The organism is Azospirillum sp. (genome assembly GCF_035627195.1).
Lineage (GTDB): Bacteria > Pseudomonadota > Alphaproteobacteria > Azospirillales > Azospirillaceae > Azospirillum.
This window is the reverse complement of record NZ_DASPMG010000222.1, coordinates 1-15225: the sequence shown is the minus strand read 5'-3', so window position 1 is coordinate 15225 and position 15225 is coordinate 1. Positions and strand designations below refer to the sequence as shown.

General features: G+C 69.9%; 15 protein-coding genes. 1 reads left to right on the top strand and 14 read right to left on the bottom strand.

The features are described 5' to 3' along the window. Positions 1–56: 56 nt before the first annotated feature. Entirely contained in the window at positions 57–626 is a 570-nt protein-coding gene (locus tag VED21_RS20265) for a hypothetical protein (protein WP_324885385.1), read from the top strand. Here the strand turns inward: VED21_RS20265 and VED21_RS20260 are convergent. From VED21_RS20260 to VED21_RS20195, 14 genes are all read right to left on the bottom strand, one after another. Further along, positions 598–3255, bottom strand: a complete 2658-nt coding sequence (locus tag VED21_RS20260) for a molybdopterin-dependent oxidoreductase (RefSeq protein ID WP_324885382.1) — start codon at positions 3253–3255, stop codon at positions 598–600. The genes VED21_RS20265 and VED21_RS20260 overlap by 29 nt on opposite strands. After that, on the bottom strand, positions 3248–3598 hold the full coding sequence (gene nirD, locus VED21_RS20255; protein ID WP_324885380.1) for a nitrite reductase small subunit NirD: 351 nt from the start codon (positions 3596–3598) through the stop codon (positions 3248–3250). The genes VED21_RS20260 and nirD overlap by 8 nt, the downstream gene beginning before the upstream one ends. Before the next feature lie 5 nt (positions 3599–3603). Further along, complete coding sequence (nirB, locus tag VED21_RS20250) at positions 3604–6057, bottom strand: nitrite reductase large subunit NirB (RefSeq protein WP_324885378.1); 2454 nt, start codon at positions 6055–6057, stop codon at positions 3604–3606. 34 nt (positions 6058–6091) lie between these two features. Further along, a complete protein-coding gene (locus VED21_RS20245) occupies positions 6092–6892 on the bottom strand; it encodes an ABC transporter ATP-binding protein (protein ID WP_324885376.1) in 801 nt (266 codons plus the stop codon). A gap of 10 nt (positions 6893–6902) precedes the next feature. Continuing rightward, positions 6903–7766 carry a nitrate ABC transporter permease gene (gene ntrB / locus VED21_RS20240; protein ID WP_324885374.1) on the bottom strand — a complete coding sequence of 288 codons (864 nt, stop codon included), beginning with the start codon at positions 7764–7766 and terminating at the stop codon, positions 6903–6905. Positions 7767–7828: 62 nt separating this feature from the next. Further along, positions 7829–9145, bottom strand: coding sequence for a CmpA/NrtA family ABC transporter substrate-binding protein (locus tag VED21_RS20235; RefSeq protein ID WP_324885372.1), 1317 nt, complete (start codon positions 9143–9145; stop codon positions 7829–7831). 102 nt (positions 9146–9247) lie between these two features. Continuing rightward, positions 9248–10606 carry a CmpA/NrtA family ABC transporter substrate-binding protein gene (locus VED21_RS20230; RefSeq protein ID WP_324885370.1) on the bottom strand — a complete coding sequence of 453 codons (1359 nt, stop codon included), beginning with the start codon at positions 10604–10606 and terminating at the stop codon, positions 9248–9250. A gap of 564 nt (positions 10607–11170) precedes the next feature. Next, positions 11171–11743, bottom strand: coding sequence for an ANTAR domain-containing response regulator (locus tag VED21_RS20225; protein ID WP_324885368.1), 573 nt, complete (start codon positions 11741–11743; stop codon positions 11171–11173). 299 nt (positions 11744–12042) lie between these two features. Further along, a complete protein-coding gene (locus VED21_RS20220; RefSeq protein ID WP_324885366.1) occupies positions 12043–12387 on the bottom strand; it encodes an HPF/RaiA family ribosome-associated protein in 345 nt (114 codons plus the stop codon). A 55-nt stretch (positions 12388–12442) separates the two neighbouring features. Then, entirely contained in the window at positions 12443–12877 is a 435-nt protein-coding gene (locus VED21_RS20215; protein ID WP_324885364.1) for a DUF3775 domain-containing protein, read from the bottom strand. Positions 12878–13143: 266 nt separating this feature from the next. Then, positions 13144–13683, bottom strand: a complete 540-nt coding sequence (hpt, locus tag VED21_RS20210) for a hypoxanthine phosphoribosyltransferase (protein WP_324885363.1) — start codon at positions 13681–13683, stop codon at positions 13144–13146. 30 nt (positions 13684–13713) lie between these two features. Then, positions 13714–14130 carry a YbaN family protein gene (locus VED21_RS20205; protein ID WP_324885361.1) on the bottom strand — a complete coding sequence of 139 codons (417 nt, stop codon included), beginning with the start codon at positions 14128–14130 and terminating at the stop codon, positions 13714–13716. A 71-nt stretch (positions 14131–14201) separates the two neighbouring features. Further along, positions 14202–14447, bottom strand: coding sequence for a DUF6455 family protein (locus tag VED21_RS20200; protein WP_324885359.1), 246 nt, complete (start codon positions 14445–14447; stop codon positions 14202–14204). Between the two features lie 84 nt (positions 14448–14531). After that, positions 14532–15225: homogentisate 1,2-dioxygenase (locus VED21_RS20195; protein WP_324885357.1), on the bottom strand; the 694-nt coding region annotated here is incomplete at its 5' end.

Sequence of the window (15225 nt, the reverse complement as noted above, 5' to 3'; positions counted from 1 at the left end):
GCCCCCGATTGTCCGGCGCAGACTTTCGCCATCGCCCGGCAATCGGAGGCCACACCATGGAACTCATCCTGTTCGAGCGCGACGGCAGCATCTATGCGCTGCCGGCCGACGCCACCGCGCAGGTGGCTGTGGACAGCCCCCTCAAACCGCTCCCCTTCCCCTGTGCCCCGGTGGAGGGTTTCGTGCTGACGGGCGGGCGGGCGCTGGTCGCCATCGACCTCGCGGCCCGGCTGCACCCCGCCACCCCCATCCTCCCCCTCTACAGCCCTCTGCCGGAGACGCTGGAGGTGCGCAGCACCGCCGGAACGTTCGCCATCCGCGTGCGGCGCGTGCTGGGGCGGATGCCCATGGCCCGCATCCCGTTGGACGCGCTGACGCTGGGCGCCGATCCGCACGACGCGCCGAACGCCGCCGGCCAGCCGGTGATCGCCAGCTTCGACTGGCGCGGCCGGCACGTCCTGCTGCTCGATCCGGAGGCACTGCGCGTCGCCGATCCCGCGCGGCAGCGTGTGTCGTGCGAACGCCGGCCGGAACCGCAGGACACCCCGACCGTGGTCGAGGCGCCCTGCGCGCCGGCACCGCCGCCGTTCGTCCGTTTCAGGCGGCCGGGCGCTTGGCCTGATTGAGCAGTTCCTTGATCTCCGGGATGCAGGAGCCGCAGTTGGTGCCCGCCCGCAGGATGCGGCCGATCTCCTCCACGCTGGCCAGCGACTGCTCCTTCACGGCCGAGACCAGTCGGTTGAAGCCGACCCGGAAGCAGGAGCAGACGATCCGCCCCTCGTCCAGCACCGGCATCGGCGCCCGGCCGGACAGCACGGCCAGCCGCGCCGCCGGGTCCAGCGGCTCCCCCGCCAGCAGGCGCAGCAGCCATTCGCGCGACGGCATGGCGCCGTCGGCGGCCACGAACAGGCAGGCGGCCAGCCGGTCGCCGTCGATCCAGGCGCGCCGCACGACGCCGCGCCCGCTGTCGGCGTAATCCACCGTCTGGCAGCCCGCCGGCAGGCCGGGCAGCAGGGTGTCCAGCTGTTCGGCGGTCGGCGCCTCGCCCTCCCCCGCCATGTCGACGACCCAGCCGCCCTCCACCGCGTGGCGCGCCCAGTATCCGCCGTGCGCCGGCACGACCTCGTGCGCGGTGACGAGGCAGGCGGCCCAGCGCATCTCCACCGGCTCCAGGCGCGCCGGCATGGCCTTGGATTCCGGCTGGCCGGAGACCGGGTCGGTGATGCCGTCGAACAGCTTCCCCACCACGCAGTCGGCGGTGAAGCGGTCGTTCCAGTGCATGGGCAGGAACGCCTCGCCGGGCCGCAGGCCGCTCTTCACCGTCACCCGCACCAGCGCCGATCCGGCCGGCGTGGCGACGCGGGCATAGCCGCCGTCCGCCACGCCGAAGCGCGCGGCGTCAGCCGCGTGCACCTCCACGCAAGGCTCCGGCATGTGCGCGGACAGGCGCGGCGACAGGCCGGTGCGCGTCATGGTGTGCCACTGGTCGCGCCCGCGCCCGGTGTTCAGCAGCAGCCGGTAGGCCGGGTCCGGTGCCCGCGCCGTGCCCTGCGCCTGCAAGGGCAGCATGCGCGCCCGCCCGTCCGCGGTGTAGAAGCCGCCCGCCGCGAACAGCCGGCGCACCGGCACCCCGCCGCTGCGGTTTGGCCAGGGGGCGGGCTCCAGTTCGTCATACTCGGCGTCCGTCAGGTGGGCGAGTGCCCCGATGTCGAAATCGCGGCTCCCGCCGTTCTCGAAGGCGGAGAGCGCCGCGTGCTCGCGGAACACGTCGGCCGGCGTGCGGAAGTCGAAGGCGTCGGTCCAGCCCATGGCGCGGCCGACGGCGGAAATGATTGCCCAGTCCGGCTGCGCCTCCCCCGGCAACGCACGGAACGGCCGCTGGCGGGAGATGGTGCGGTCGGAATTGGTGACGGTGCCGTCCCGCTCGCCCCAGGCCGCGGCCGGCAGCTTCAGGCGCGCCAGACGCACCGTGTCGGTGTCGGCGATGCAGTCGGACACGGCGACGAAGTCGCACTTGGCCAGTGCCGCGCGCAGGCGCGCGGCGTCGGGCACGCTGACGGCCGGGTTGGTCGCCATGATCCACAGCGCCTTGATGCGGCCGTCCTCGACCGCGCGGAACAGGTCCACCGCCTTCAGCCCCTCGGCCGAGGCCACGTTCGGCGCGTCCCAGAAACGGCGCACGCGGCCGACGTCCTCAGGCCCGAAGCCCATATGCGCGGCCAGCTGGTTGGCGAGCCCGCCGACCTCCCGCCCGCCCATGGCGTTGGGCTGGCCGGTGACGGAGAACGGCCCCATGCCCGGCCGGCCGATGCGCCCGGTGTAGAGGTGGGCGTTGAGGATGGCGTTGACCTTGTCGGTGCCGTGCGCCGACTGGTTGACGCCCTGGGAGAAGACGGTGACCACCCGCTCGGTCGCCGCGAACAGTTCGTAGAAGCGGCGCACGCTGGCCGGAGCCAGGTCGCAGGCGTCGGCCACGGCGGTGATCGTCGGCGCCTCGGCCAGCGCGGCGGCCACCGCCTCATCGACGCCCGCGACGTTCTCGTCGATGTAATGCCGGTCGCCGCGCCCCTTGATCGACAGGTGCGCCAGCAGCCCGTTGAACAGCGCCACGTCGGTGCCGGGCTTCAGCTGCAGATGCAGGTCCGCCTCGTCGCAGGACGGGGTGCAGCGCGGGTCGACGACGACGATCCGGGTGCCGCGCAGCCGGCGCGCCGCCAGCAGGCGCTGCTGCAACACCGGGTGGCACCACGCGAGGTTGGAGCCGACCAGCACCACGAGGTCGGCCAGTTCCAGGTCGTCGTAGCAGCCGGGCACGGTGTCGGAACCGAAGGCGCGCCGGTGCCCCGCCACGGTGGACGCCATGCACAGGCGCGAGTTGGTGTCGATGTTGGCCGAGCCGATGAACCCCTTCATCAGCTTGTTGGCGACGTAATAATCCTCCGTCAGCAGCTGGCCGGAGACGTAGAAGGCGACCGCGTCGGGCCCATGCCGCTCGATCGTCTCCCGGAACGCGCCGGCCAGCGCGCCGACGGCCGTCTCCCAATCGACCCGGCGGCCGTCGAGTTCGGGATGGAGCAGGCGGCCGTCGAAGCCGACGGTCTCGCCCAGCGCAGCACCCTTGGAACACAGCCGGCCGCGGTTGGCCGGGTGGTCGGGGTCGCCGCGCACGCTCAGCGCGCCGCCCTCCCCCACCTCGGCCAGCACGCCGCAGCCGACCCCGCAGAAGGGGCAGGTGGTGCGGACGGGATCAGCCAACGGCGGCCTCCTCGTAAAGCGGGTTTGCCAGCTGGATGACGCCGTCCACCACGCGGACGGTGACGGTGGACGCCGTGCAGCCGTCCGGGCCGGTGGTCTGGCCGGTGCCCAGGTCGAAGATCATGCCGTGCAGCGGGCACGTCACGCTGCGCCCGTGCACGATGCCGTTCGACAGCGGCCCGTTGCCGTGCGGGCAGCGGTCGCGCAGGGCGAAGATCTCGTCGTTGCCGGTGCGGAACACGGCGATGTCGCCGCCCGGCGCCTTGACGACGCGGGCACCCCTGCGCGGGATGTCGGTCACGCGGCCGATGGAAACCCAGGACTGAATGTTCATGGCGTTCATGGCGGTCACTCCGCGGCGGTGGCGAGGGGGACGAGGCTGGCAAGCGGCGCGAACTCGTGCGCATCGACGGCGCTGGAGGCGCGTTCCGCCCACGGGTCGATCTGTTCGAAGCGCTGGGAGGCGAGGAAGCGCTGGTGGGCGGCCTCGCGGTCCTCCACGTCTTCCAGGCGGGCGCGGACATAGTCGATGCCGACGCGCTCGATCCAATTGGCCGTGCGCTCCAGGTAGCGGGCCTCCTCGCGGTAGAGCTGGAGGAAGGCGCCGCAATACTCCATCACCTCCTCCTCGGTGTCGACCTTGGCGAGGAAGTCGGTGACGCGCACCTTCATGCCGCCGTTGCCGCCGACGTGCAGCTCGAAGCCGCTGTCGACCGCGACGACGCCGAAGTCCTTGATGGTGGCCTCCGCGCAATTGCGCGGGCAACCGGAGACGGCGAGCTTGACCTTGTGCGGCGTCCACGTGCCCCAGGTCATCTTCTCCAGCTTGACGCCCATGTCCATGGAGGCCTGCGTGCCGAACCGGCACCATTCCGACCCCACGCACGTCTTCACCGTGCGCAAACCCTTGGCGTAGGCGTGGCCCGACACGAGGCCGGCCTTGTTGAGGTCGGACCAGATGGCCGGCAGGTCCTCCTTCTTCGCACCCAGCAGGTCGATGCGCTGGCCGCCGGTGACCTTCACCGTGGGAATGGCGAACTTCTCCGCCACGTCGGCGATGGCGCGCAGCTCCTGCGGGTTGGTCAGGCCGCCCCACATGCGCGGCACGACCGAGAAGGTGCCGTCCTTCTGGATGTTGGCGTGGACGCGCTCGTTGATGAAGCGGGACTGGTTGTCGTCCTTGTACTCGCCCGGCCAGGCGCACATCAGGTAGTAGTTCAGCGCCGGGCGGCAAGACGCGCAACCCTCCGGCGTCGTCCATTCCAGCGCCTGCATGACCGCCGGGATCGACTTCAGCTTGTCCAGCACGATCAGCCGGCGGACGTCGTCGTGGCCCAGGTGGGTGCATTTGCACATCGGCTTGGTGCCGGTGTCGGCCGTGTAGGCGTCGCCCAGCGTGTAGGCCAGCAGCTTCTCGCACAAGCCCGTGCAGTTGCCGCACGACGCCGACGCCTTGGTGTGCGTGCGGATGTCGTCGATCGTCGTGCAGCCCTTCTCGCGGATGGCCGTGACGATGGTGCCCTTGTTGACGCCGTTGCAGCCGCAGATGTCGGCGTTGTCAGGCAGCGCGGCGATCGCGGCGAAAGGGTCCTGCTGCTGCGCCCCCACGCCCTGGCCGAAGATGATGGTGTCGCGAAGATTCGAGATGTCCTCGCCGTCCTTCAGCAGCTGGAAGTACCACGGCCCGTCCTTGGTGTCGCCGTACAGGACGGAGCCGACGATGCGGTTCTCCTTCAGCACCAGGCGCTTGTACACGCCGCGCGCGGCGTCGCGGAAGACGATGTCCTCGGTGCCGCCCTCGGTGAAGCTGCCGGCGGAGAACACCTCGATCCCCGTCACCTTCAGACGCGTCGCGGTGACCGTGCCCTCATACGCACTCTCGGCCGCACCGGCCAGCTGGTCGGCGCAGACCTTCGCCATGTCCCACAGCGGCGCCACGAGGCCGTAGGTCAGGCCGCGGTGCTCCACGCACTCGCCCACCGCCAGGATGGCGGGGTCGGAGGTGACCATGTTGTCGTCCACGACGATGCCGCGCCCGACGCTCAGCCCGGCCGCGCGGCCCAGCGCCGTGTTCGGCCGGATGCCGATCGCCATGACCACGAGGTCGGCGTCCAGCTCCCGCCCGTCGGCCAGCTTCACCTTCTCGACCTTGCCGTCGCCGATCAGCGCCTCGGTCTGCGCCTTGGTGATGATCGTGATGCCGCGCCCCTCCAGCTCGCTTTGCAGCAGGAAGCCGGCGGCCTCGTCGAGCTGGCGCTCCATGATCGTGCCCATGAGGTGCAGGACCGTCACCTCCATGCCGTGCGCCGCCAGCCCGTTGGCGGCTTCCAGGCCCAGCAGGCCGCCGCCGATCACCACCGCGTGCGTGCCGGTCTTCGTGGCCGCCACCATCGCCTCGACGTCGGCCAAGTCGCGGAAGCCGACCACGCCCTTCAAACCGGCCCCCGGCACCGGCAGGATCACCGGATCGGACCCGGTGGCGAGCAGCAGCCGGTCGTAGGGAACCGTGCGGCCGGAGACGGAGGTCACCGTGCGCGCCTCGCGGTCGATGCTCTCGACCCGGTCGCCGGTGTGCAGTGTGATCCCGTTGGCCTCGTACCAGTCGCGCCCGTTCAGGATGATCTGGTCGAAGGTCTTCTCGCCGGCCAGCACCGGCGACAGCATGATGCGGTTGTAGTTCGGGTGCGGTTCGGCGCCGAACACCGTGATGTCGTACCGGCCGGGGGCGCGGGCCAGCAGCTCCTCCAGGGTGCGGATGCCGGCCATGCCGTTGCCGACGACGACGAGACGTTCCTTGCTCATGCTCTTCCCTCGTTCACGCGGTCGTGGCGTTTCTTCAGGCGGCCTCGGCGTGCCGGTGCCGCTCGTAGAGGAAGCGGATCACCTCGCCGCGGCAGCGGGTGTAGGTGGGGTCTTCGGTCAGCTCCAGGCGGCGGCGGGGGCGCTTCAGGGGCACCTCCAGCACCTCGCCGATGGTGGCGGCCGGGCCGTTGGTCATCATCACGATGCGGTCGGACAGCAGCACCGCCTCGTCCACGTCGTGGGTGATCATGATGACCGTGTTGCCCAGCGTCAGGTGGATCTCCATCAGGCTGTCCTGCAAGTGCGCGCGGGTCAGCGCGTCCAGGGCGCCGAACGGCTCGTCCATCAGCAGCACCTTGGGCTCCATGGCCAGCGCCCGGGCGATGCCGACGCGCTGCTTCATGCCGCCGGAGATCTCCTCCGGGTACTTCCTGACCGCGTGGTCCATGTGGACGAGCGACAGGTTGTGCAGCGTCCACTCGTCCCGTTCCGCCCGGCTTTTGGTCTTGCCGAACACCTTGTCCACGGCGAGGCGGACGTTGTCGTAGACGGTGAGCCAGGGCAGCAGCGAGTGGTTCTGGAACACCACGGCGCGGTCGGGACCCGGCGAGTCCACCTCGCGGTTCTCCAGCAGCACGCCGCCCCTGGTGCAGCGCAGCAGGCCGGCGACGATGTTCAGCACCGTCGACTTGCCGCAGCCGGAGTGGCCGATGATCGAGATGAACTCGCCCCGGTCGATCTTGAGGGCGACGTCCTGGAGCACGACGGAGCGCTGGTTGCCGCGCGTGAACTCCATACCGACGTTTTCGAGGCTGAGATAGGCGTGGTTGGACATCGTTGCCTCCTTAAGCACGGACCTTGGGGCCGGACACGCGGGCCGCGGCGAAGCCGATCAGACGGTCGAGGATGAAGCCGACGATGCCGACGTAGACGAGGGCCAGGATGATCTCGCTCATCAGCGAGCTGTTCCACGCGTCCCAGATGAAGAAGCCGATGCCCACGCCGCCGATCAGCATCTCGGCCGCGACGATGGCCAGCCAGGACAGGCCCACACCGATGCGCAGGCCGGTGAACATGTACGGCACGGTCGCCGGCAGCATGATCTTGAAGAAGAACTCGGGGCCGGTCAGGCGCAGCACCTTGGCGACGTTGCGGTAGTCCTGCGGGATCTGGCGGATGCCGACGGCGGTGTTGAGGATGACCGGCCACACCGCGGTGATGAAGATCACGAAGATGGCGGACGGGTCGGCGTGGCGGAAGGCGGCCAGCGAGATCGGCAGCCACGCCAGCGGCGGCACCGTGCGCAGCACCTGGAAGATCGGGTCGAGGCCGCGGTAGGCCGCGCTCGACTGGCCGATCAGCACGCCCAGCAGGACGCCGGCGACGGCGGCCAGCGAGAAGCCGATGGCGACGCGCTTCAGGCTGGCGGCGAGGTGCCAGAACAGGCCCTTGTCGGTGCCGCCGTTGTCGAAGAACGGGTTGACGATCAGCTCCCAGGTGTCGGCCACGACCTTGGTCGGCGGCGGCAGCGAGGCGCCGGGGCTCATGCACAGCACCTGCCAGATGCCGATCAGGATGGCCAGCGCCACCAGCGGCGGCAGCACGTTGGAGGCGGCGGTGCGCAGGTGGCCGGGCACGGCCTTCAGCGCGGCGACGACGGCGGACGGCCGCTCCGGCGCGGTGTCTCGGGATTCGGCGATAGCGGACATGGGGGCTCCTTGCTTTTCAATCCCTCCCCTCCCCCGGTGGGACCGGGGGAGGGCTCAACGCGCTAGACGCGCCGGATGTCGAGGCTGGCGAGGTAGGTGGAGGGGTTGTCGGGGTCGAAGACCTTGCCGTCGAAGAAGGTTTCCTTGCCGCGCGACGTGCCGGCCGGCATCTGGTCGGCGGCGACGCCCAGCGTCTTGGCGGCTTCGCGCCAGAGGTCCTCGCGGTTCACCGCGTCGACCGTGGCCTTCACGTCCAGGCCGGCGGGCTGGTAGCCCCAGCGGACGTTCTCGGTCAGGAACCAGGCGTCGTGGCTCTTGAAGGGATAGGACGCGTGGTCGGCCCAGTACTTCATGATGTGCGGGCTGTCCTTCACCACGCGGCCGGTGCCGTAGTCGATGGTGCCCTGGGCGCGGGTGAGGATGTCCTCCACCGGCACCTTGAACCACTCGCGCTTGGCCAGGATCTGGCACATCTCCGCCTTGTTCTCGGGCTTGTCGCACCACATGGCCGCTTCCTGCACGGCCATCAGCACGGCCTTGGCGGCCTTGGGATTCCGGTCCACCCAGTCCGCGCGCATGCCCAGCGCCTTCTCCGGGTGGTTGGCCCACAGCTCGCCGGTGGTCAGCGCGGTGAAGCCGATGTTCTGGGCGACCAGCTGGGCGTTCCACGGCTCGCCCACGCAGAAGGCCTCCATGGTGTCGACCTTCATGTTCGCCACCATCTGCGGCGGCGGCACGACGATGGTGGAGACGTCCTTGTCCGGGTCGACGCCGTTGGCCGCCAGCCAGTAGCGGATCCACATGTCGTGGGTGCCGCCGGGGAAGGTCATGGCGCACTTGACCTCCTTGCCGGCCTTCTTCATGTCGGCGAAGGCGGCCTTCAGCGACTTGGCGTCGGTGGTGACGCCGGCCGCCTTGTAGCGGTTCGACACCGAGATGCACTGCCCGTTCGTGTTGAGCCGGGCCAGGATGTACATCGGCAGCTTCTGATTGTTCTTCGTCACCTTGCCGGTGCTGATCAGGTACGGCATGGGGGTAAGGATGTGCGCCCCGTCGATGCCGCCGTTGGCCGATCCCAGTTCGATGTTGTCGCGCGTGGTGCCCCACGACGCCTGCTTCTGCACGTCGGCGTCCTTCAGCCCGTACTTGGCGAACAGCCCCTTTTCCTTGGCGATGATCAGCGGGGCGGAGTCGGTCAGCGCGATGAAGCCGAAGATGGCCTTGGTCGTCTCCGGCGCGTCGGCCGTGGCCGCCCAGACGCCGCCGGGAACCACGGCGCGCGCGGCGGACAGAAGGGCAGCGGTGCCCAGCGCCTGCGCGGTGCCGGTCAGCAGCGAGCGGCGGGTGACGGAAGGACCGGTGGAAGCGTTTTTCGTCATGGTCGCCAATCCCATAGGAGTTGAAACTTTTGGTTGTATTTCGGGGCGTTTGCGTCGTGTCGTCGGACGCCGGCCGCTTTTTTGCCGGTCAGCCCATTTCGATCAGCTGGTCAGGGCCGGTTCGGGAAGCGTGCTGCGCAACGGGAAGCTGTTGACGTAGTCGAGCGGGCGTTCGGGATCGAAGCGCCGCCCGTCGAAGAGGCGGTCGGGACCCATCAGGATGGGGTTGGTGGCGGCCATCAGGACCCAGCGGTCGTCGTGGATGCCCTCCACCTTCATGTCGTCCAGCGGTACCGCCTCCCCCACCTCCACGGCGGCCTTGCGGTAGAGGTCGGCGCGGGTGGTGCGGGCGGCGATGCCGGCCAGATCGGCGGTGGCCGGCAACTGGCCCCAGCGCACCATCTGCGCCAGCGTCCACACCGCGTGGCTGCGCCACGGGAAGGTGGCGGCGTAGCGGTGGAAGACGACGAAGTCCGGCGCGTCCGGATTGATCAGCGACTGCACCAGCGTCGCCGCCGGAACGCCGATGTAGCGCCCGGACGCCAGGATGGAGGCGGCCTCCAGCCGGCTGCCCGGCTCCTCCAGCCAGCGGGCGGCGCGGATCAGCGCGCGCACCACGGCCCGCAGGGTGTTGGGGTTGGCCCTGGCCCAGGCCTCGGTGACGCCGAAGACCTTCTCCGGCCCGTTGTTCCACAGCTCGTGGCTGCTCACCAGCACGCGGCCGATGCCCTCGTGCACGGCCAGCGTGTTCCACGGCTCGCCGACGCAGAAGCCAACGATCTCCCCGGCGGCGAGGCTGGCCACCATGCGCGGCGGCGGCACGACGACGAGGCGGACGTCGGCGTCCGGGTCGATGCCGGCCTCGGCCAGCCACCAGCGCAGCTGGTAGGCGTGGCTGGCGACCGAGAAGACGACGCCAAAGGACAGGCGCGGCCGGCCGGCGATGCGCTCCTCCTCGATCACCGCCTTCAGCGCGCGGGCGGTCAGCGGCTTCTCATCCATCGCCTCGGGATCGGCGGCCAGCATGCGGGCGTGCAGGTCGGCCGACACGGTGATGGCGTTGCCGCCGAGGTCGAGGGTGGAGGCGGCGATCATCGGCGTGCCCAGCGGGTCGATGCCGGCGGTGGCGGCCAGCGGGATGCCGGCCAGCATGTGAGCGCCGTCCAGCAGGCCCACGGCCACCTTGTCGCGGATGTTGGCCCACGACGGCTCCCGCGACAGCGTCACGTCCAGCCCTTCGCGGCGGAAGAAGCCCTTCTCCTTGGCGACGACCAACGGCGCGCAGTCGGTGAGCGGCACGAAGCCGAGCGTCAGCGCGGACTTCTCCAGCCCTTCGCCCGCCCCGGCCGGGGCGGCCAGCGCACCGCCGACGGAGCCGGCCAAAGCGACAGCCGCCGCGATCGACGCCCCCGCCGCCAGAACGCCCCGCCGCGTGCCCTTGCCGGCCGACCCGTTGCCCATGCTCCACTCCTCCATTCAATTTGCCCAAAAGCAGGGCAAAAACAAAAAGGCGCCCAAACCGCAGGCAATGAGTGCCAGTGGTTCGGACGCCGTTGTCCTGGTGCCAGCCCATCCTTGGACTGGCGGGTATCGCGCCCCGCCGGCGGCCCATCGTTGGGCCAAGGCGGGTTCCGTGTTCCGTTCCCACGGACGCCGTTGCCCGCAGGATCGCTCTCTACTCAGCAAGGAACGTGCCAAACGGAGCGGAAGGGTCGGGCTTTGTGGGATTTTCAGGAATATCAACGGGTTGCCGGAATTCGGCGCACCGGAAAGCCACAGTTTCCAAGTGGTTTTGTCGGGTTTCCGACAAGGGCTTTGTCAGGTTTCCGACAAAGCGGACGTTGGAAAGCCGACAATGCTTGTGTCGCTGACGATTTGTCGGGTTTTGCCCCCTCCCGGCTCGCTGACGCTCGCCACCCTCCCCCTCTTCGAGGTGGAGGGGACTGCCGCCGCTCTACCCTCCACCGCCCATGGCGGGGGAGGGTGGCTGAGCGCGAGCGAAGCCGGGAGGGGGCAACACCTCCGCTACTTCAACAAATCCGCCAGCGACAGGATGTTCTCCGCGATGTCGGCGATGCGCTTGTTCTGGTCCATCGCCATCTTGCGCAGCAGGCGGTAGGCCTCGTCCTCGCTCAGGCCCTTGTTGGTCATCAACAGGCCCTTGGCGCGCTCCAGCAGCTTGCGCTCGCGCAGGGCCGAGCGGGCCTTCTCCAGCTCGTCGTTCAGGCGGGCGAACTCGCGGTACTGCTTCACCGCGATCTGCAGCACGCTGCGCACCAGACCGCCGTCCAACCCCTCCGCCACATAGACGGACACGCCCGTCTCGATGGCGCGGGCCACCACGGCCGGGTCGTCGCGCGACACGAACATGGCGATGGGGCGCGGGTTCTCCTCGTGGATGCGGATCAGGTCCTCGACGAAGTCGCGGTAGGGGCTCTCCAGGTCGACGATGACCATGTCGGGCTGGAAGCGCGCCACCTCGCGGCGCACGTCGTCGTCCTTGGAGATGGACGCGACGATGTCGTAGCCGGCCGCCTGCAGCGCCTCGGCGAGCACGCGCGAACGCTCGTTGTCCTCGTCGATGACCAGGATGCGCAAGGCGACGGCACTCCCAACAACGCAGCAGGCCCCCAGTGCGATATGGGCCCGGTCGCGCAAAAGTGCAGCCTTCCCGCCGCTCCGGTCAATCAATTCGAAGGCTTAGGACGGGCGCCCGGGGCCGGACAACAAGAAGGGCCCCTCCACGCCGGCAACACGGAGGGACCCTTGAGGGCAGGATGGATGGGTACATCACTTCGAAACGCTGAACGGGAGTCGGTTAACGCGCCGTCCGCCGGTGAGTGTCGCCGGAACGGACGGCGCCGTCCTTGATCCGCATCAAAAGCCATGCATTTTCCCTAGTCCGCTGCAACCTCCACGGGGGTTTCGCGCTTGCGGCCGATCCAATCCTCCAACTGGCGGCGGGCGGCGTCGAAGGCGTCGCGGATGGCGGCGCGCACGTCCTCGTTGGCGTGCGAGGCGTCGCCGCGGACGACGAGTTCGCCGCCGGGCACCGTCATGTCGATGCGGACGTGATACAGGCGGCCCTTGCGGTGGTCGTGGTGCGGCGCCTCGATCACCACGTCGCAACGGGTGATGCGGTCGAACGAGCGTTCGAGCTTGGCGGCCTTCTCGCGGATCTTTTCCTCGATCCACGGCGTCGGGTCCATGTTGCGGAAGCTGATCTGGACAGGCAGCTGCATGATGCAGGCTCCTTTGGTGGTGGTCCGCGAAAACCCAGAGCGGGCCGGCGAAGGGTCAGGGCCGGTCCTGCTCGACGTCCATGCAGGAGAAGCCGAGCAGTTCGAGCCCCTCCTCCAGGCAATCGGCGAGGTTGGGAATCCCCGTCAAATATTCGGCCGAGCGGTCGTTGTAGCGTTCCCGCGCGAGGGCAAGGGAGTCCTCCCATTCCTCGCGGGTGAAGTCGCCCCGCCCCAGCCAGGCGAGTGCTACGAGGTCGACGATCTCGTCGTCGTTGAGGGCGTCGATGGCGCCTTCCAACTCGTCGAGCGTGGGGTCGCGGGCGTCCTCGCCGAGCAAGGCCGCATCGCCCTCGTCGCCCGGATCGGACCCGTCCTCTATTACGGACGGCGCCGTCTCGACGTCGAATTCCCGTGCCTTGGCGATGATGAAGGCGAGCTTGTCCAAGCCGATGTTCAGCTCGGGCGGCTCAATGGTCCTGGCGTCCTGCATGGGTCGCCTCCCTTGCGGGAGAAGGGCGCGTCCGGCGCCGTGGCGCCGACGTGCATGGGATCAGTATTCACCCCCGGCGTGCCGTTTGTCGAGATGCCTGTTGCAGGCACCCTCCGGCAGATGGGACCGGGGTCCGGTGTGGAGGGGGGGAGAGGCCGGAACACCTCGCAGGCTTGTTTCCACAATCACATGGTGTGCTTGCCCCGAACCGCCGTCAAGCGCCAACGGCACGGCGGGAAGCGGCATTTCGCCACCCCTGCTCCCCCCTATTCGACCACGCCCACGAACGGCAGCTGCCGGTAATGCTCGGCATAGTCGATGCCGTAGCCGACGACGAACACGTCCTCCACGGTGAAGCCCACGAAGTCCACCGGCACCGGCACCACGCGCCGGCTGGGCTTGTCCAGCAGCGCGCAGACGCGCACCTCGCTGGCCCCGCCGTCCAGGATCTGCCGGCGCGCGAAGGACAGCGAGCGGCCGCTGTCGGCGATGTCGTCCACCAGCAGCACCGGCCGCCCGGCCAGCCCCTCCGGCGCCGGCCCGTGCAGCTGCACCACGCCCGAACTGACGGTGCCAGAGCCGTAGCTGGACAGCTGCATGAACTCCACCCGCGGGTGGCAGCCGGCGCGGCCAAGCGCGCGCGTCAGGTCGGCGGCGAAGACGAAGGCGCCCTTCAGCAGCGCGACCAGCGTGAACTCCGCCGGCATCACGGCGGCGATCTCGGCGGCGAGGCCGTCCATGCGGGCGGCCAGCGCCGCCTCCTCGATCAGCGGGACGACGCGGCGTTCGGATTCGGGTGTGGACATGATTGGTCTCCGGCGGCTGGGGTGGTTGCGTCACGCCTGCGGCGCCGGCCGGGTGACGACGTAGACGGCGACGGCCAGCATCACGGCACCCGACAGCACCGGCACGACGGGGCTGCTGGTGGTGGCCAGGATGATGCCCCAGCTCGCCCCCATGCCGCCCACGGCGGCGACCTTGGCGCGGCGGGGGATGGCGCGGCGGTCGCGCCATTCGGTGAGGAAGGGGCCGAAGCGCGGGTGGCGGTACAGCCAGCGCTCCAGCGCCGGGCTGCCCTTGGCGAAGGCCCAGGCGGCGACCAGCAGAAACGGCGTCGTCGGCAGCACCGGCAGGAACACGCCCAGCGCGGCCAGCCCCACCGCCAGATAGCCGATGCCCAGGAAGAACCACCGGCGCGGGCCGCGCGCGCCCTGCCCTGCATCCTCCGGTGCTTCGTCTGGTCCCTCGGCCATCCCGTCCGTGCCCGCTGCCGCTCCGCCCATCAAGATGAGCGCAGAGGGGCCGCGGGTAAAGCCGGCAATGTTCAGGCGGCCAGCCGTTCGAACAGTTCGGCGTTCGGGCAGAAGGCGCGGTGCCCCGCCGGGTCCGCGTCGGGATCCTCCAGCCAGCGCGAGCAGGCCTCGGTGGTCCGGCACAGGCTGCACCGCCGCGCCGCCCGCGCCATCTCGTGGCCGACGCCGAAGGTGGTGACGGTGAAGACGTCGACGCCCAGGCGCCGCATCATCCGCGGCATGTTGAGCGCGCGCCGGTCGATCGGGGCAAGGTCCATGGCGTCCGGTCTCCGTTGTGGGGCGGCCCGCCGAAGGTGCCCGGCCGGCCGCCCAACGGCCTTGACAGTGATCAAGCGCCCCGGTCAGGCGCCTGGCGCGCGCCACGACTCGACGTAGCCGCCCCATTCCACGGACGCGGCCCCCTCCCCCACCTCCAGCGCGTCGCGGGTGTCGAGCATGACGGCATACTCGTCGGTGGCCGGCTTCTTCGGCGTGAAGGCGGCGCCCAGCGCCTTGGGGTGCGGCCCGTGCGTGAAGCCGCAGGGGTGGAAGGTCACCATGCCCGGGTGGATGTTGTCGCGCGAGAAGAAGTCGCCGGCGTGGTAGAACAGCACCTCGTCATAGTCGTCGTTGTTGTGGAAGAACGGCACCTTCAGCGCGTCCGGGTCGCTCTCGAACGGGCGCGGCGTGAAGGTGCACACCACGAAGCGGTCGGCGACGAAGGTCGTGTGCGCGCTGGGCGGCAGGTGGTAGCGATGGCTCATCAGCGGCCGGATGTCGGCGACGTTCAGGCGCACCGGCGCCAAGTCGCCCTTCCAGCCCACCGCGTCCAGCGGGTTGAACGGATAGGTGACGGTGGAGATGGCGCCGCGCCGCTTGATGCGCACCGTCCATTCCCGCTCGTCCTGCTGGGCGCGGAAGGCGTCGTCGATGGCCGGCACGTCCAGCACCGCCGGGTCGAACACCGCGTGCGCGCCGACCATGCCGCGGTCGGGCAGCTTGTAGGTGGAGCCCGTCGCCTCGACCAGCAGCGCCGTCACCGGCTCCGCGCACTCG

What these genes read in the sequence shown, in the direction of transcription:
- VED21_RS20265 (WP_324885385.1), top strand. Translation starts at nt 57, where the DNA reads ATGGAACTCATCCTGTTCGAGCGCGACGGCAGCATCTATGCGCTGCCG.
- nirD (WP_324885380.1), bottom strand. Translation starts at nt 3,598, where the DNA reads ATGAACGCCATGAACATTCAGTCCTGGGTTTCCATCGGCCGCGTGACC.
- nirB (WP_324885378.1), bottom strand. Translation starts at nt 6,057, where the DNA reads ATGAGCAAGGAACGTCTCGTCGTCGTCGGCAACGGCATGGCCGGCATC.
- VED21_RS20245 (WP_324885376.1), bottom strand. Translation starts at nt 6,892, where the DNA reads ATGTCCAACCACGCCTATCTCAGCCTCGAAAACGTCGGTATGGAGTTC.
- ntrB (WP_324885374.1), bottom strand. Translation starts at nt 7,766, where the DNA reads ATGTCCGCTATCGCCGAATCCCGAGACACCGCGCCGGAGCGGCCGTCC.
- VED21_RS20235 (WP_324885372.1), bottom strand. Translation starts at nt 9,145, where the DNA reads ATGACGAAAAACGCTTCCACCGGTCCTTCCGTCACCCGCCGCTCGCTG.
- VED21_RS20230 (WP_324885370.1), bottom strand. Translation starts at nt 10,606, where the DNA reads ATGGGCAACGGGTCGGCCGGCAAGGGCACGCGGCGGGGCGTTCTGGCG.
- VED21_RS20220 (WP_324885366.1), bottom strand. Translation starts at nt 12,387, where the DNA reads ATGCAGCTGCCTGTCCAGATCAGCTTCCGCAACATGGACCCGACGCCG.
- VED21_RS20215 (WP_324885364.1), bottom strand. Translation starts at nt 12,877, where the DNA reads ATGCAGGACGCCAGGACCATTGAGCCGCCCGAGCTGAACATCGGCTTG.
- hpt (WP_324885363.1), bottom strand. Translation starts at nt 13,683, where the DNA reads ATGTCCACACCCGAATCCGAACGCCGCGTCGTCCCGCTGATCGAGGAG.
- VED21_RS20205 (WP_324885361.1), bottom strand. Translation starts at nt 14,130, where the DNA reads ATGGCCGAGGGACCAGACGAAGCACCGGAGGATGCAGGGCAGGGCGCG.
- VED21_RS20200 (WP_324885359.1), bottom strand. Translation starts at nt 14,447, where the DNA reads ATGGACCTTGCCCCGATCGACCGGCGCGCGCTCAACATGCCGCGGATG.